This is a genomic window from Psychrobacter sp. 4Dc, assembly GCF_002836715.1.
Classification (GTDB): domain Bacteria; phylum Pseudomonadota; class Gammaproteobacteria; order Pseudomonadales; family Moraxellaceae; genus Psychrobacter.
This window is the reverse complement of the sequence record NZ_PJAT01000123.1, coordinates 1-17,863: the sequence shown is the minus strand read 5'-3', so window position 1 is coordinate 17,863 and position 17,863 is coordinate 1. Positions and strand designations below refer to the sequence as shown.

Here is a 17,863-nt window from a genome sequence, read left to right as displayed (position 1 = left end):
TAAATTATTGTTTATAAAAAAACCCTCAAGCGTCATGCCTGAGGGTTTTTGTTTTTATCATTAAATCACTACACCGCTACATCTAAACTTCTAGGATAAGAGTGTATGCGCGGACGTCCGGCATAGTCACTTCGACCATTATCAAGTAGCCATTCAACCACTTGTTCGCGTACTCGTCTACTATGAATTAAGTTCATATGATTAACACCATAAAATATGGCTTTATGACCATCTGGCACAAACAAAGCATGCTCGGCATCATCCTCGCCCAACGCTGAAGCCACCGATACCAAACTGTCTCCTAGCAGATCCGTTACCTTAGAATCATAATGCGTCTCAAGCAAGGCACTAGCGACAAAATAAGTTTTGATACCACTTGGCAGCCGTGCAGGATGGCGGAAATCTTGTGGCAACACGCTACGTCCTTCTAATGCTTTCCAATCCGCATCACGAATACTGCCATGACGTAGATCAATAATACCAGCACTGCGCATATCACCGAGCTTGGCCAGTGAGCCTGCAAACGGTAATTTGGCAATAATGTCTTGTACATAATTACCGATACGCTCAAGGACTGCCCCATGATGCGGCGAACCTAGCGTGATAAGGTTTCCCACGCGCTTGATCCAGTCTAGGCGATCTTGCTCGCCATAAAATAGTGCACTGCGAGAGACCAAGCCGCCCATACTATGTCCGACCAGATCTATCTGACTGATATTTGGGTTATCATCGACCAGCGTTTGTAGTAATTGAGAGAACTTACGGCCGCTACGTGAGATACGTCGACCCGTATTGTAATCCAAATACAGCACCGTGGTATCAGGCTGGCTGACATGAATGGCCTCGCCTAAATCATTATCCGCTTGGGCTTGCCAGCTTAAATGACTCATACATAGACCATGGCACAAAATAGCAATGCGACCTGATAGGCTCTCACTTTGCGGCTTGCCATCTTGAGTGTATAGCATCATCGGAATGGCGAGCGCATTTTGATTGTTGACAAGATGATCACCCATAACACCATTGAGCACATTGACCAGTTTTTTTAGTGAATCTGGTAGTGGCTGCACTGACTTTTGGAGAATCAGGTTTTTGTATATGCGTAGTACAGACGCTAGGTTATTACCGACCATTTGCATGACATGACGTATCGTGCCATAGATACGTCCAGTAAATCCGCGCGACCATTTATTTAAATGTTTGTCATTGAAGCGGCCTAGCGGACGCAAGATAACTTCACGGTGGATGGCTTCTACGATTTCTGTAACCTCAACCACACCCACGGTAGCAAGCTGCGCCAATCCTTCAAAAAAATCAGCCAAAGACACAGGTGTTTTGTTGATTTCATCACTGTCATCCGCATCTGCTAGTAGCTTGACCAGCTCATCCATATCGATGGCTTCGAGTTGGTCGATTTGCTCATATAGATGACTATGTAGCGGCACACTCGCATCTGGGACAAAATGCGCGTCGAGCTCATGATGAGTACGAGTATAGCTGCTATCATTTTGAGCGTCGCTGTCACTAACACTGTCGTTATAAAACACCTTTGGACTGCTCATAATATTTGCACATTCAGCGAGAAAAGTAATGGTCTATATTATCCTGTAACGGCAGCAAAGAGAAGTGAATGGTTTGACTTTAGAGCGGGATGACGATTAGCAGAGCTAGATAGGTGATAGACGGTCTATTTAACCATCAAATCAATATGATAATAAAAAATCCCAAGCCTTAACTTGGGATTTTTATGGTTGTGAGCATTTTGGTTGTGCCTAATATACGCCTACAGCTTATCTATCTATGTCGTGCTATCAGCCGTATCAAATGATTCTGCCAGTATGACATCACCATCTTCGCGAGTAATCATCACAGTCGCTGAGCGAGGAATACTACCGCCAGCGACAGCGCCCCATGTGTTGCCCGGATGCTGGATGTTGATAAACAGCGTTTTAAAATCTGGCGCCATGGTGATACCTGTTACTTCGCATCCTTCAGGACCAACAAAGAATCGTTTGATATTGTCATTGCTAGCAGATGTGCCGACTCGGGTTGACTGCCCTGCCGATGTGGTCGTCATCGAGCCATCACTGACCTTACCCGGCAGAGCCGCAAGCAACATACAGCTACTGGTATCGGTGTAAGCGCCGTCGTCTGTCTGAATCCACAAGACACCGCGCGGGTCAAAATACAGCCCATCAGGTGAAGAAAAGTCATTATTGTCATTTAGCTGAGATAGGTTTTCTGCTGATAAGTCACTTGGCGCACCAAACAGATAAATATCCCACTCAAAGCTCGTTGCAGCATGGTCGCCGCCCGCTTCTGCCCAGCGAATGATATGGCCATTGTCATTACCAAGCGCTTTTCCGCTTGATTGATAGCTACGCGGATTGGAGGCTGAGACAGGTTGGTCGTCACGTACGCCGCGATATTTATTATTGGTCAATGTCACATAGACATCGCCTGTCATAGGACTGACCGATACCCATTCTGGTCGATCCATTTTGGTAGCACCAGCAGCATCGGCAGCTGCACGAGCAAAGACCAATACTTCATCCTGTCCATTGAATGGCAGTACACTATTAAAAGCATCCAGTCCATTTTGACCATGGACGAGTGCTTTCCACTCGCCGCTACCATCTTCGTTAAATACCGCCACGTATAGCGTGCCGTCATTCAGATATTTGTCACCTGCTTTTAGTCCGCCGCCGATGTCCGAGTTTGACCACATCGCTTTGGAGACAAACTTATAAATGTACTCACCTCGGGCGTCATCACCCATGTAGAACACCACTGGCTTACCTTGCTCAACAGGAGCATACGCACAGTTTTCATGAGCAAATCGGCCCAGTGCGGTACGTTTTTGCGGTATAGAGTTTTGGTCAAATGGGTCAATCTCAGTAATATAACCAAAAGTGTTGAAGCCGTAGCGATAATCTTCAGCAGCACTCGCACCGACAGCGGTCATATCCCAGCGTGAGAACTCGTCTGCTATTTTGGCATCCCTTGCCTCTGGGGTATGCCATAGATACTCCCAACCTGGGAAGTTCTCCACCGCACCGTAGCGCTCGCGTGCATAGTTATCACCAGCGCTCAATTGACTGGCATCTTGTCCACGGGCAAACACACCCAAGAAGTTCTCTTCGGTCGTCAGATAAGTACCCCACGGTGACAGACCTGCGCCGCAATTGTTATTGATACCGCGAGTCTGATAGCCTGTCGGATCAAACTTGGTCTTGACCAGAGCAGAGCCTGCCACAGGGCCAGCCAATTGTGCTGTTGTACTACTGGTAATACGGCGATTGTATTTAGAGTCAGGTACCATCTCATAACCCATACCATCTGCACGGCGAGTTAATTCAACCACCGAAACCCCATGACAGTTGACTTCACGACGGACGTCGCTTGCGAGACGGCGGTTTTGAAAGATAGGCGCAGCATCGTTATCTTGAGTGACGTAATAGCCAAATGGGCTAAGCTCACTGCTATTAACGTATTCATGGTTCATGACTAGCAGGCTGTTTTCTGACGCTTTGGCATCGTAAGCGTTACCGTTTTTGCCAAAGAACCACATCCCATCATGGTTGTCACCCATACGCCATTCAAATGACTCTGCTGATTGCTCACGATTGTCTTTCCAGTCTTCGATACCAGAGTTCAGCGGTGTACCAAGTGGTAATATCATCTCTGCCTTGTAGCCCGCTGCTACAGTCATCGTATCAGCTGTTGAATGCGCGACTGCTTCAAACTTTAGGGTATCAGGACGCTTTAGATCACCTTGTGCAGGGATAGCGGCATTATCGTCATTACCAACAATACTGCTATCGTCGTCCTCACTACAACCGACCAAAGGTAATGCGCCAAAAAACGCAGCAGCCGTCAACCCTGTGCCACCTTTTAGGATACTACGGCGGTTCAATCGACGATTGATAATCGTCTGAAAGTCAGTATTATTAGTAGGATTTGAGTCTTCAACCACTTCGTGGGCAAGCGTTCGCTCATTGTTCAATAATGTCATTATCAGTCACCTTGCTATTAGGCTAGATTGGCAGAGAGTTGATCGCGGCTTTATAATTACGACCACAAAAATACGAATTCCGCTTAAGTCTACTCAACCTTTATGACAGCACGCTGAACAATAGGTGACAAACTGATGACAATCGACTGTACTGATGGTTATTGAAAAATAGAATGATTAGATAGTTAGAATTGTTTTGCAGTTAGCAAATTTAAAAAATAAATATAAAGGCTTAAAAGCAAAAACCCCAAGCAATTGCTCGGGGTTTTTAATATGTGTTTGTTATTGCAATCAAGCTTACTGCACTTGTGATACCCACTCATGAGCACCCAGTTTTAGCTTAAGCTGATCGCCTGCTTGCAACACACCAACGCCGCTTGGCGTACCAGTCATAATCACATCACCTGCTTGCAAGCTAAAGGCGTGACTGATATTGACCAGCAATTCATAGACAGGAAATAGCATTAAGGCACTATCGCCATCTTGCGCCAGCTCATCATTGATAGACAGCTGATACTGTACACTCTGCAGATTGCCAAACGCTTGCGGGTCAAGCCAATCAGCAAGCACGCAGGCTCCGTCAAAACACTTAGCACGCTCCCACGGATGACCTTTTTCTTTGAGGGTGCTTTGCAAATCACGCAAGGTCAAATCCAGTCCCAATGTCACGCCACCAATCGCTTGCTGAGCTTGCTCAATCGTCGCCATAGATAAATCAGCTGATAGCTGAATACATAGTTCGGCCTCGTAGTGAGTCTCCCCAAATAACTCTGGACTTGGGCGAACCACATCACTACGGATAGAGACTACTGAAGACGCAGGCTTCATAAACAGTATCGGCGTGGTTGGTACTTCATTACCCAATTCTGCAGCATGTGCCGCATAGTTGCGACCAACACAGACAACTTTACCAATAGAAGCACGCAATCTTTCATTATGATTGATAGCGCCCTGCTCGGCATTGACACCAGCTGCAATGGCGTTCGCTAATGATTCATGTGGCGATTGGCTCATACTAAACTCTCCCTGTAAATGACGGCTATTTTATCAGCAGTCCATACTATGTTGTCTACAGTGACTTTGACGATTTTTAGTTGCTAACTGCTAACTGCTAACTGCTAACTGCTAACTGCTAACTATGGAATCGTATTGGTCACAACATCTGGTGGTACATAACTGGCATGACGGTTCATACGCTTTTCAAACATTCTAAAGCTAAACAAGATAACCCATGACAGCAATAGATAGACGATACCAGCGGCAAAGAATAGCTCCATCAAGGTATAGGTACGCGCACTAATCGTACGAGCAACACCTGTGATATCCATCAATGCAATAGTCGACGCTAGCGCACTACCTTTTAGCATAAAGATAACTTCGTTACTGTATGCTGGAATCACAATACCAAATGCGCGCGGCAGCGTAACCCGTGTTAGCTTTTGCCATTTAGACATACCAAGTGCATCAGCGGCCTCAAGCTCTCCAATAGGAATCGTCTGAATCGCACCGCGTATAATCTCTGCCAGATAAGCACTGGTATTGAGGGTAAAGGCGATGATGGCACACCAATATGCTTGGCTAAGTACCGGCTCCCACAAGAACGACTCGCGTACGGCCTCGAACTGACCCAAACCGTAATAAATCAGGAATATCTGTACCAATAGCGGCGTACCACGGAAAAAGAAGATATACAGAAACGGTAGTATCTGTACCACCCAATTCTTAGACAGTCGTAGCAACGCTAAAACCAAACCAAACAGCAATCCAATCACACCTGAAAACAAGACCAGCTGTACGGTCAATACCGCGCCGCCTAGTAAATCAGGGATATGGTCAAAAATGACCTGCCAATTCCAATCCATAGTATCTCTCCTCTACCCTATGGTCGATTGACTGTGAGTGGATTGGCGGCTTATCTTTTTAGCATAGCGTGCCGCAGGATTGGCGCGCCACTCAAGCCACATCATAAAGCCAGTAATCAACATGGTCAGACCCAAATAAATAATCGCTGCTGCCATATAAAAGGTAAACGGCTGCTGTGTAGACTGTGCCGCACGCGATGACTGATACATGATGTCCTTGAGACCCACGACCGATACCAATGCGGTATCTTTGAGTAGTACCAGAAATAAATTTCCCAAACCTGGTAAAGCAATCTGCCACACTTGCGGCAAAGTGATGCGATAAAAAGTCTGAAAAGGACGCATACCAATCGCTTGCGCAGCCTCTCGCTGCCCTACTGGAATCTCTTGAATGGACATGCGAAAAATCTCAGTCGCATACGCACCAAAAGCAATAGACAGTGCCATGACACCACCCCAAAAAGCGCTAATTTCGACATAGTCGTTATAGCCGAACTTTTTGAGGATGCTCATCAATAAGATAGAGCCGCCATAATAGATAAAGAGCACCAATAGCAGCTCAGGAATACCGCGCATCGTCGCAGTATAGACAGTCGCAAGTTTACGCAGCAACCAGATATTGGACATCTTTGCGGTTGCGCCGAGCAAGCCTAAAGCCAGACCAATGATCAAACTGGTCACAGCTAGCTGTATAGTGACGGTAGCGCCGCTTAATAAAAGCGCGCCAAATCCTTGTAAGTCAAACACGATTATCCACTCAGTCTCTTTATATTAGCAATTTGCAAAATATGAGTTAAAAGAATCAGCATCAATAGCTGAACGCGGCGAAACACCGTATTTTATACCAAATCAATAGGGATGGTCGGCGTCAAAAAATGACGTCAGAAGAATACGATTAATGCTGCGATAATTGACACAGTAGAAATGAGCGCTGATTTTATCATATTCACTCGCCGTGATGTTAATACTGACGCGTAAAAGCTGCGCCTAAACCGTACTTAAACAGACACTTGCCTCTAGAGACATACAATAAGCCGACTAAATTTGAGCAAAATTGATAGGCGGCTATTATGTATATTCTTTGATATAACGACAAATAAAAAAGGACATCACCATGATGGTGATATCCTTTTATTAATCAAAACAATATTTCTTGACTGCTATCTTTGACTACTGTTAGCTATTAACTAACGTTTTCTGTCGCTGGTTGGTCGGCAGTATTTGTATCTGTGCCTGTATTTGCGTCTTCATCAACTGTGCTCGTTGCAGACGCTGGCACCGCAAAGTACTTTTGATTGATTTTATCGTAAGTACCATTAGCTTTTATATTAGCAAGAGACTGATTGATCTTTGCTTGTAGCGGATCGCCTGGGCGTACTGCTATGGCAAAGTTATCATTGATATCGATCTCATCACCTTTAAGCGCATATTTGCTACCAGCATTTGAGCTCAGCCATTCTATGGCAGGCAGCTTATCAGAAATCATCGCATCGACACGGTTTGAACCGAGATCCAAAAACGCATTGCTCAACGTATCATAAAGCTTCATATCGGCTTTTGGATACGTGTCTTCTAGCCACTGCGATGAAATGGTTGAACGCTGTGCAGCAATAGAATGCGAGTCGATATCGCTGTTGTTACTAGGGTCAAAGCTGCTGTCTTTTTTGGCCAAAAAGACCAAGGCATTGCTAAAGTACGGATCGGTAAAGCTCACCTGCTGCGAACGCTCTGGAGTAACGGACATCGCGGCCACGATTGCATCATACTTACCTGCTTTTAGACCAGGGATAATACCGTCCCAGTCCTGCGCCACAATCTCACAGGTCACCTGCATATCAGCACAGAGTGCATTTGCTATCTCAACATCAAAACCACCCAGTGTCCCATCGGCATTGGTATAGTTAAAAGGCGCATAGGCCCCTTCTGTACCGATGCGTAATACATCACCTGTAGAGGCTGCCGTTGTTTCGGTAGCCTCTGGATTGGTATCAGCCGCACTCTCTTGGCTATTGCTACAGCCAGCAACGGTAAAGGCCGTCGCTAGCGCAAGCAGTGACATAGACAAACGACTGGCTACAGTAATGTTAGATTTGCCAGTCGTGGTACAGATTGGGGCACAATGGTTGCTCATGATCATCCTTGGTTTTTTCTTGAGTAAACAACACGTCTTCAAACAACAGCAGTCGAACTGCTAGATATCGTATTAGTTAGCTGGCGCTTCTTCTTCAGCGACCATTACTTCTTCGACACTATCAGTTGTTGCCACAGCTTTTTGCGCAGCAGCCGTTGAGCTAGTACCAAAGTAGCTACCCGTGATTTGATCATAGGTGCCATTGTCTTTTAGTTCAGCTAATGCTGCATTGAACTTAGCAACTAACGGATCGCCTTTACGGAAGGCAATACCCATCGCATCATCATTGGTGCTGATTTCTTCACCTTTGACTTCGTAGCCTTTGCCTGCGTCTGTTTTTAACCAGTCAATACCTGTGACTTTGTCAGACATCATACCGCGCACGCGACCTGAGGTTAGATCTAGATAAGCATTGTCTTGCGTATCATATAACTTGATATCAGCATCTGCATGCTCGTCTTGTAGGTATTGCGAGGCAACAGTTGAGCGCTGTGAGGCAATTGGTAGACCTGTTAGCGACTCAACGCTTAAGTCATCACCTTTTTTGCCGATCAAGATGATACCGCTATGGAAGTAAGGGTCACTGAAATCAACCACTTCTTTACGCTCAGGCGTGATAGACATACCTGCGATAGCTGCATCAAATTTCTGTGCGTTAAGCCCTGGAATCAAACCATCCCAATCTTGAGAGATGACTTCACACTCAGCTTTCATTTGCGCACATAATGCGTCAACCAGCTCAATCTCATAACCAATCAGCTTGCCATCTGCATCGGTATAACTAAAAGGCTTATAGCTTGATTCTGTCGCAATTTTGATATTTAAAGGCGCTTCAGTAGCGGTGTCAGCTTCAGCATTTTCTGCTGGTGCTGAGCTATTGTTACAACCTGCCAGCATTAGCATTGCTGCGCTAAGCGGTGCTAGCCACAATGCTTTTTTGCTCATTGATGATGTCATTGAAATTGTCATAAGTTTTATTCCTTAATATATTTACCAGCTGTATCGTCAATCACTGCTTGCTGATTTATACTTATAAACACCGTTTATTTGAAACATACTTCGTTTTAAGCATTACTTGTATCAAACGTTACTTGTTCTAAGCATAAATCTTCAGTGAGTCATTATTGACCAAAGTTCATCTGCTCAAGACGTGCAAGCTCACCGTTACTACGGATTTCGCTCAATGCTTTGTCAAAGTCAGCTTTGAGTGAGTCACCTTTACGTACAGCAATGGCAATATTGTCATCGTTATCAATTTCATCACCAACGATACCGAAGCCCGCTGCGTTTTCTGCTAACCATGATTTGGCAGACACTTTTTCAGCCAATACGGCATCGCTACGACCAGATTTTAGATCTAGATAGGCATTGTCATAGTTGTCATATAACTGAACTGTGTTGCCTTCTTTGCCTTCGTAGTTATCCTGTAGATAAGCACCTGGCGTAGTAGAACGTTGACCACCAAGCGTTGCATCTTTAATCGCCATAGGATCAAAACCACCATCCGTATTGGTCAACCATACCATCGTATTAGCAAAGTACGGCTCGCTGAAATCAACTTTCTCTTGACGCTCAGCAGTAATAGACATACCTGCAATCACCGCATCATATTTCTGCGCCAATAGACCAGGGATGATACCGTCCCAGTCCTGTGCAACGATTTCACACTTGGCTTGCATTTGATCACACAATGCGTTGGCAACATCGATATCGAAACCTGCCAAGCTGCCGTCGGCGTTGGTGTAGTTGAATGGAGGGTAAGCGCCTTCGGTAGCGATACGAATGGTTTTACCAGTGGTTTCTGCTGCAGGGGCGTTAGCGTTGGTATCGGTAGTTTCATCGGCAGGTTGGCTACAAGCGCTCAACATCAATGCAGCAGTAACGGTCATCGATGACCACAATAGGCGAGAATTCGACATCATACGTTCCTTAAATTCTGATGGGTTTTACATAAGTTTTTGACAGGATTTTCTGACTTAGGGTTCTGATATTTTGTTCTCTGACGTCCCTGCCAGACAAGCAATATAGATAGCAGAATAACAGACAGCCACGAGACGTGACGGCCTATAAACCTTTTGATAATACCTGAGTAAAATATCAAAAACAAACGTTTTGCATACTCATAGTTATCATTGGGCAATAAACAGTCAACAATGGTTACGTTACAGTGATTTTACGTTTGCAGGGCAAATGGCGGCAAGAATGTTGCCACCATCTGTATTGGACATGATACTAGGTAAAAAACTAATAACTAAGTAGGACGATGCGATGCCATAAAGTCTTTGACGCGCTCAGAGGTAGGGTTATCAAAGACTTGCTCAGGTGTGCCAATTTCTTCAACCACACCTTGATGTAAAAAGACGACTTTACTTGATACTTCACGGGCAAAGCGCATTTCGTGAGTAACGATAAGCATTGTACGCCCCTCTTCTGCTAGCTCGCGCATTACCGCAAGCACTTCGTTGACCAGTTCAGGATCTAGTGCAGAGGTTGGTTCATCAAATAATAGAACTTGTGGCTGCATAGCAAGCGCACGGGCAATTGCGACACGCTGACGCTGACCACCAGATAAGTTGGCAGGATAAGCATCTTTTTTGTCGAGCAGGCCGACTTTATCGAGCAACTTTTCTGCATCGCTAATCGCTTGGTCTTTTTTAATCTTTAAGACCTGCGTTGGCCCTTCGATGATGTTTTGCAAAATGGTCTTGTGCGGCCATAGATTAAAGTTCTGAAAGACAAACCCGACGCGAGCGCGCAAGCTTTCTAGCTGCTTTACGTCTGCCGCTTGTAACTCACCTGATTTGGCAGGTTTTAGCATCAGCTCTTCATTACCGATCAAGATACGACCATGATTGGGGTTTTCTAGAAGATTAATACAACGCAGCAACGTCGACTTACCTGAGCCAGATGAGCCCAAAATAGAGATAACATCGCCATCATAGGCAGTCAAGGATACCCCTTTTAGTACCTCTAATGAGCCGTAGCTTTTATGGATGTCTTGTAAGTCTAGGGCGATAGGCCGAGTCGGGTTTTTTGCAGTATCAAGCATGGTTTAGCAGACTTCCAATAAATATGAGTGAAAACACGAATAAAATAAGAGCTATATCTATATATAGTACAAGCATCTAGATGCATTATCGTAATATGCCTGATGAGGCAAGGAGAAAAATGCCATATTGTCTCTTATTACGCAGTAAAAAGGCAAATATTGTATTTAACCAACGGGTTAATCAGCTTCTAACAAACCGGAGTACAAAAAAGCCCAGACTGCATTTATCGCTCTGGGCTTTATTTTATCACTTTAGAATACGAGACGTTGTGTTATCTGATAACTGCCTATTTATAGTATATGCTTAGTACATCTAATATGTAGCTAGTGCATTCTATAATATGCGATTAGTACGTCGATACATGCTCTGAGTCTTCAGTGCCGTCCATCATATCCGCATCTTCTGCTGTCGCCACTGCCACATCATCGTTATTGGTAACGTCCATACCTTCATCATCAGCACTAGCAACGGCCACATCATCAGAATCGCTCGCTGTTGCACTTTCTTCTACAGAGGTTTGAGCGTCTACAGTAGTATCAGCTTCAGTTTCCATCGGTGTATCATCTTTTTTGCTACAAGCGCCTAATGCTAGAGCACCTGCTACCAAGCCAACCGTTAACCAATTTTTATAAGTCGTATTTTTCGTAGCCATGTTCGTTCTCCATCACTTATCATAATAAGATTAAGTACTATCTACTGATAGCCTTGCTGTTTTAATGCTTACTATACTGAGGATATCTCGCAGCTACCTTAGTATTTACAGCGCAATTCTGTTAAAAACACGTAAAGATATAGTGTAGTACTGATAACGCGCTTATCTTAAATAAACACCACTTAGCATGAACAATATTACTTTGAATAAGCCCCTACAAGAGCGCTGCAAAGCGGATTCTGTTCACAAAATCATCTTTACTATCGTCTCAATCTGCTCTATGTTAAATAGCATAATGACCTACCGCTATCTAAGTAGGCATTCAAAACTTCTTTTTTTGCGACATTTTTCGCCTTTTTAGGTACTTTTACCTATATAAATTGGGCGCTTTTAGTTATAAAAAACCTGTATCACATAAGGAAAATAATTTATGAGTCAATCGAATACTACGGATATTACGACCTATATGCAGTCTGTCGGCAAGCAAGCAAGAGCTGCTTCTCGCGCGCTGGCTGCCGCCAACACTGGCGATAAAAACTCAGCACTCTTGGCCATTCATGATGAGCTGGTCAATGCCAAACAAGACATCTTGGCAGCCAATAAAATCGATATGGACAACGGCCAAAAAAACAATCTTGATAGCGCACTCCTCGATCGCTTAGAGCTAAACGAAGCACGATTTAACGGTATGCTACAAGGTCTTAAAGATGTCGCTGGTCTTCCTGATCCAATCGGTGAAGTCACTGACATGACCTATCAGCCATCAGGGATTCATTTGGGCAAAATGCGGGTGCCACTTGGCGTAGTCGGTATGATTTATGAGTCGCGCCCTAATGTGACTTTAGAGGCTGCCTCACTGGCACTCAAATCAGGCAATGCTATTATCTTGCGTGGTGGTTCTGAAGCATTTGAATCTAACCAAGCAATTGCCAAATGTATCATTAAAGGACTTAGCCATACTGATCTATCAGAACATAGCGTACAAGTGCTACAGACGACCGATCGCGCCGCTGTTGGTGAGCTGATTACCATGACTGAATACGTCGATGTCATCGTGCCACGTGGCGGTAAAGGTCTGATTGCTCGTATCAGTAACGATGCAAAAGTCCCTGTGATCAAGCATTTAGACGGCAACTGCCATACCTTTATTGATAGTGATGCAGATCCTGAGATTGCGATTAAAGTCAGCGTCAATGCCAAAACGCATCGCTACGGCACTTGTAACACGATGGAGACGCTACTGGTTGATGAAGCAGTCGCTAATGAGCTATTACCTAAAATAGCAGAAGCCATCGTCGCTGCTGATGACGCAATGCAACTACGCCTTGATGACAAATCACAAGCTATCCTAAATGAAAACGCTAAGCTTGAAGGTCATTTATCCGCTGCCACGGCTGAGGATTGGGATACTGAATATTTAGCTCCTATCCTAGCGGTAAAAGTGGTCGCAGGTATTGACGAGGCGATTGAGCATATCAATACGCACGGCAGCCATCATACCGATGTTATCATCACTGACAACTATACCAAATCGCAACGCTTCATCCGTGAAGTTGACTCGGCCAGCGTTATGATTAACGCTTCTAGCCGTTTTGCTGATGGTTTCGAATACGGTCTCGGTGCTGAAATTGGTATCTCAACGGACAAAATCCATGCCCGTGGCCCTGTCGGTCTCGAAGGTCTGACGTCGCAAAAATGGATCGTTTATGGTCATGGCGAAACCCGTGCTTAATCATACTAGCATCGACTATCAAAACGAGTAATCAGAAACGTCAGCAATTATGCTGGCGTTTCTTCGTTTGAATCATAAGTATTTTAGTTAAGGCATTTAAATTATAGGGAGCGGTACGACCATGCAAAGTGGCAAGATTAAGCACTGGAACGAAGATAAAGGCTATGGCTTTATCGATGTAGATAATCAAAATGAAGATGTGTTCTTTCATATTAGCAAAGCAAGACTGGCGAAGCCTATAACAGTTGGTCAAAGTGTCTACTTTAACAGTGCCCGTAACGACAAAAATCAATTGAGAGCCACTGAAGTGACCTCGTCTTCGTTTAGCCTTGATCAAGATACTGCATCAGATGTTCCAAGCTATACCCCTGCTAATAGAAATAGCCATCACAGCACTCGTAACTCAAATCGTAGCAATCAAAACAGCAGATCAAATAAAAGAAGCTTAGGCTCTACGCTATTTAGCCTTATCGCTATCATCGCCGTCGCTTTCTATTTCTTTGGCGATTTAAATTCGACATTGTTTGCTGATAGCATCGAGTCGACAACGGTATCGCAGGACGTCACTAATAATACGAGCCAAACCACTACTGCTGGTATAACAGGTGATGCACAGGTCGATAACACGATTGCGCTTATTCAGCAAGGCGGCCCTTTTCCGTATCCAAATAAAGATGGTACGACGTTTTATAACCGTGAAGGCAGACTACCCGCTCAGTCACAAGGCTACTACCGCGAATATACCGTACCCACCCCTGGTGTCTCTCATCGCGGCGCACGGCGTATCGTCACAGGTGGTAATCCGCCTACCGTCTATTACTTGACTGTCGACCATTATGATAGCTTCCAAAGACTACAGGTGCCTTAATATGAAAAAAGCTGATATGAATCGAGACAGTATAAACCAAGCAATCCACTACGTTAATCAAAGCCATATTAATCAAAACCACATTAACCAAAACGGTACAGCACTGGGTACTAGCATTCCTGCGCAGGCTGTTACTATAGCCGTAGGTGACACGCTCGAGAAAACTGAGTTATTGACGAGTTTGGCCAAGGCCTGTGACTTCCCCAGTTATTTTTCACACAACTGGGACAGTGCATGGGATTGTCTAACAGACAGTGAGGCAATTCATTTAAAGCTGAATTTGACAGACGTCAAAAGGATAAATACTGAGGACTTCAATGTCTTTAAAAGCATCATTGAGGATGCCTTTAGAGAATTTGGCAAACCACAATTGTGGATCATCGTGCCATCTGAGGATGAAGCTTATACGTTAGAAAGTTAGTCGTTGAAAGCCTATATTGCAAGCCCGACCGCCGATAGTCACCGATAATTATTCGTCATCATAGAAACCTGAATTCGAGATAAAGCCATATTTATCCCGAATTCAGGTTAATTTATTTTATAGAAAGGATTAACCTATGGAGATTACCTTAAACGGTTATTACACCCTGATATTGGCCACCTTAGTGCTGCTGCTTGGGCGGTTTTTGGTGCGGAGAGTCAAGTTTTTAGAAGACTTTAATATTCCAGAACCGGTTGCTGGTGGTTTGGTCGCGGCGATTGTTGTCTATGCTCTCAATATGGTTTGGGGATATAGTTTTAACTTTCATCAAGGGCTGCAGACCGCCACCATGTTGATGTTCTTTGCCTCCATCGGTCTGAGCGCTGATTTTAGTAGGCTAAAAGCAGGCGGCACACCATTATTGATTTTTACTATCGTTGTATCAGTGTTTATTGTATTGCAGGATGTCGTGGGTGTGGCCATGGCAAGTGCATTGGGACTTGATCCTTTGCTCGGTCTGGTGACAGGGTCTATCGCTCTAACAGGTGGTCATGGTACAGCAGGCGCTTGGGGCATTACGTTAGAACAAGACTATGGTGTGGTCGGTGCGACGACGCTTGGTATCGCGGTTGCTACTTATGGTTTGGTCGCGGGTGGTATCGTTGGTGGTCCTGTTGCCCGTCGCTTGATTAACCGACTTGGACTAAAACCAACGCCAGCCAACCCTGATCCTAGCGATATCGAAAAAGTTGCTGGTGCACAGTCGTTATATAGTACCAAACACGATGAGGAGTCTGCAGGTAGTAATAAAGATATCTTTGAAAGGCCTGATAGCATGCGCTTTATCACCGCTTCTTCTACTATCGAAACCTTGGCACTATTCGCAGGTGCTTTGGCTTTTGCCGATGTGATGGCCATCGTTGCTGAAGGTACCTGGTTTGAGCTGCCTACTTTCGTATGGGCATTGGCAGGTGGTGTTATCATTCGCAATGTGCTAACGATGGTCTTCAATTTTGATATGTTTGACCGCTCAATTGATGTACTTGGTAATGCGTCTTTAAGCCTATTTCTAGCGATGGCATTATTGTCTCTAAAACTTTGGCAGTTGACCGATTTGGCGGGTCCTGTACTAATTATATTGGTCGTACAGACCATCATTATGATTATCTACGTTTACCTGATTACCTTTAAGATTATGGGTAAAGACTATGACGCAGCTGTATTATCAGCGGGTCATTGTGGTTTTGGTATGGGTGCGACACCGACTGCAATTGCAAATATGCAGGCAGTCACTGATCGCTATTTGCCTTCACCTAAAGCATTCCTAATCGTACCGATGGTAGGTGCGTTCTTTGTTGATATCGTCAATGCCACGATATTGCAGATATTTACCAAATTGCCGTTTATGTAGGCTGATGCTGTCACAGATCAGAAATTAATAGCTATCTAGAAAATACCAGCCATCGAAAAGCCCGCCAAGAATCATCTTGGCGGGCTTTTTTAATTATCAGGTTATAATAGAGTGTTCAATCGAACCTATTATTTATACTTCTTAATTTCACCACTTTTCACACGAGCTATGAAAGAATTAACCTCTCTTTTCACAATTGGCATCAAGAAGTACAGACCGATGATGTTAAAGATAGCCATAGCGAACAGAGCCGCATCTGAGAAGTCGATAACGAAGCTAAACTGTACGATGGTACCGATAACAACGAAGATTAAGAAGATAAGTTTGTATATCATCTCACCGCCTTTGCCTTCACCAAAGAGGTAAGTCCAAGCTTTTAGACCATAATATGACCATGAAATCATCGTTGAGAAAGCAAACAACAATACCGCAACAGCTAGGAAATACTGGAAGATAGGCGCCGTTTCCATGAAGGCCGCACGGGTTAGATCCACACCAGTAAGCGCTTGGGTTTGCAAGTTTGCGGCAGTGTTCACCCCAGAGATAGTAATAACAAGCGCCGTCATCGTACAGATAACAACCGTATCAATGAAAGGCTCTAACAGCGCTACTAGACCTTCAGTAGCAGGCTCTTTGGTTTTTACCGCTGAGTGAGCAATAGCAGCTGAACCAACACCCGCTTCGTTAGAGAAAGTTGCACGTTTCAAACCTTGAATCAACGCGCCAATAAAGCCACCAGCTACGCCAGCACCAGTGAAGGCACCCGAGAAAATCTCGCCAAATGCAGTGCCGATATGATTAAAGTTAGCAATCAGTACGATTACCGCCATAGTAATGTACAACAAGGCCATAAAAGGTACGACTTTTTCGGTAACGGTTGCGATGCGCGGCATACCGCCAATGATAACCATACCGACTAAAAACGCTAAGCCAATACCAAAGAATACACTATAGTCCGTTGGAATGCTAAAAGTAGAGCTCATCACTGCAAAGGCTTGGTTACCCTGGAACATGTTACCGGCACCAAAGGTCGCCAATATACACATAAGGGCAAAACCAACAGCCAGAAACTTACCTAATCCGCCCATACCACGTTCAGCCATACCGCGGCTTAGGTAGTACATAGGGCCACCTGATACGACGCCAGATGGTAGTACCGTACGGTATTTGACACCTAACGTACATTCTACAAACTTAGTCGCCATACCGAATAGGCCGACCATAATCATCCAAAAGGTAGCGCCAGGTCCACCAATAGCAAGTGCCGCACCAACACCTGCAATATTACCAAGACCAACAGTACCTGATAATGCAGTAGCTAAGGCTTGAAAATGGCTGACCTCGCCTTCTTCTTTGTTGGCGGGATTGGGATCGGTATATTTGCCTCTAACAATATCTAAAGACAAGCCTATTTGGCGAAACTGAATAAATCCAAAGTAAAAAGTGAATACGAGTGCGGCAACTAACAACCAACCCACAATGAGCGGGAAGCTGACGTCTCCAAGAGGTACTGAAAAGAAAATAAGGTCGACGAACCAGCCAAATATGTTGGCCATAAAGCCATCGAGACCTGCTCCAAATGCTGCTAAACCTGATTGTTCTGCTGCTTGCGCAAGAGTCGTGCTGAGTAATAGCATCGTTGCGACTAAAGATTATTTTTTCATGTAAATCCCTTTAGTGAAAATAACATTTATATAATTATTCAATCAATTACAGCGATA

At 44.6% G+C, this 17,863-nt stretch carries 15 protein-coding genes; 4 read left to right on the top strand and 11 right to left on the bottom strand.

Features of this window, described 5'->3' with window-relative positions; genetic code table 11:
- Window positions 1–68 precede the first annotated feature (68 nt).
- The 10 genes from CXF61_RS11565 to CXF61_RS11520 form a co-directional block, all read right to left on the bottom strand.
- Window positions 69–1,562, bottom strand: coding sequence for a PGAP1-like alpha/beta domain-containing protein (locus CXF61_RS11565; protein WP_165598289.1), 1,494 nt, complete (start codon window positions 1,560–1,562; stop codon window positions 69–71).
- A 236-nt stretch (window positions 1,563–1,798) separates the two neighbouring features.
- Window positions 1,799–4,015, bottom strand: a complete 2,217-nt coding sequence (locus tag CXF61_RS11560; protein WP_165598288.1) for a PhoX family protein — start codon at window positions 4,013–4,015, stop codon at window positions 1,799–1,801.
- Window positions 4,016–4,312: 297 nt separating this feature from the next.
- Entirely contained in the window at window positions 4,313–4,942 is a 630-nt protein-coding gene (locus CXF61_RS11555; RefSeq protein WP_413775340.1) for a fumarylacetoacetate hydrolase family protein, read from the bottom strand.
- Window positions 4,943–5,151: 209 nt separating this feature from the next.
- Complete coding sequence (locus CXF61_RS11550; protein WP_101205569.1) at window positions 5,152–5,877, bottom strand: ABC transporter permease; 726 nt, start codon at window positions 5,875–5,877, stop codon at window positions 5,152–5,154.
- Window positions 5,878–5,889: 12 nt separating this feature from the next.
- Entirely contained in the window at window positions 5,890–6,624 is a 735-nt protein-coding gene (locus CXF61_RS11545; protein WP_057758316.1) for an ABC transporter permease, read from the bottom strand.
- Window positions 6,625–7,060: 436 nt separating this feature from the next.
- A complete protein-coding gene (locus CXF61_RS11540; RefSeq protein ID WP_165598286.1) occupies window positions 7,061–8,008 on the bottom strand; it encodes an ABC transporter substrate-binding protein in 948 nt (315 codons plus the stop codon).
- Window positions 8,009–8,080: 72 nt separating this feature from the next.
- Window positions 8,081–8,977 (bottom strand): transporter substrate-binding domain-containing protein, encoded by an 897-nt coding sequence (locus CXF61_RS11535; protein WP_101205565.1) that lies wholly within the window; start codon window positions 8,975–8,977, stop codon window positions 8,081–8,083.
- A 152-nt stretch (window positions 8,978–9,129) separates the two neighbouring features.
- On the bottom strand, window positions 9,130–9,930 hold the full coding sequence (locus CXF61_RS11530; RefSeq protein ID WP_193834218.1) for a transporter substrate-binding domain-containing protein: 801 nt from the start codon (window positions 9,928–9,930) through the stop codon (window positions 9,130–9,132).
- Between the two features lie 329 nt (window positions 9,931–10,259).
- The gene (locus CXF61_RS11525; protein WP_057758311.1) at window positions 10,260–11,057 is read right to left on the bottom strand and encodes an ABC transporter ATP-binding protein; all 798 of its coding nucleotides are present in this window, start codon (window positions 11,055–11,057) and stop codon (window positions 10,260–10,262) included.
- Window positions 11,058–11,404: 347 nt separating this feature from the next.
- Window positions 11,405–11,710 carry a hypothetical protein gene (locus CXF61_RS11520; RefSeq protein ID WP_165598284.1) on the bottom strand — a complete coding sequence of 102 codons (306 nt, stop codon included), beginning with the start codon at window positions 11,708–11,710 and terminating at the stop codon, window positions 11,405–11,407.
- A 430-nt stretch (window positions 11,711–12,140) separates the two neighbouring features.
- Between CXF61_RS11520 and CXF61_RS11515 the strand changes: the two genes are divergently transcribed.
- From CXF61_RS11515 to gltS, 4 genes are all read left to right on the top strand, one after another.
- Window positions 12,141–13,442 carry a glutamate-5-semialdehyde dehydrogenase gene (locus tag CXF61_RS11515; protein ID WP_165598283.1) on the top strand — a complete coding sequence of 434 codons (1,302 nt, stop codon included), beginning with the start codon at window positions 12,141–12,143 and terminating at the stop codon, window positions 13,440–13,442.
- 121 nt (window positions 13,443–13,563) lie between these two features.
- On the top strand, window positions 13,564–14,310 hold the full coding sequence (locus tag CXF61_RS14285; RefSeq protein WP_165598282.1) for a ribonuclease domain-containing protein: 747 nt from the start codon (window positions 13,564–13,566) through the stop codon (window positions 14,308–14,310).
- Window position 14,311: 1 nt separating this feature from the next.
- Window positions 14,312–14,731, top strand: a complete 420-nt coding sequence (locus CXF61_RS11505; protein WP_227526675.1) for a barstar family protein — start codon at window positions 14,312–14,314, stop codon at window positions 14,729–14,731.
- 136 nt (window positions 14,732–14,867) lie between these two features.
- The gene (gene gltS, locus CXF61_RS11500; protein ID WP_102078318.1) at window positions 14,868–16,142 is read left to right on the top strand and encodes a sodium/glutamate symporter; all 1,275 of its coding nucleotides are present in this window, start codon (window positions 14,868–14,870) and stop codon (window positions 16,140–16,142) included.
- A 128-nt stretch (window positions 16,143–16,270) separates the two neighbouring features.
- On the opposite strand, the gene CXF61_RS11495 is transcribed toward gltS, so the two are convergent.
- Window positions 16,271–17,779 carry an alanine/glycine:cation symporter family protein gene (locus tag CXF61_RS11495; protein WP_165598281.1) on the bottom strand — a complete coding sequence of 503 codons (1,509 nt, stop codon included), beginning with the start codon at window positions 17,777–17,779 and terminating at the stop codon, window positions 16,271–16,273.
- Between the last annotated feature and the right edge of the window lie 84 nt (window positions 17,780–17,863).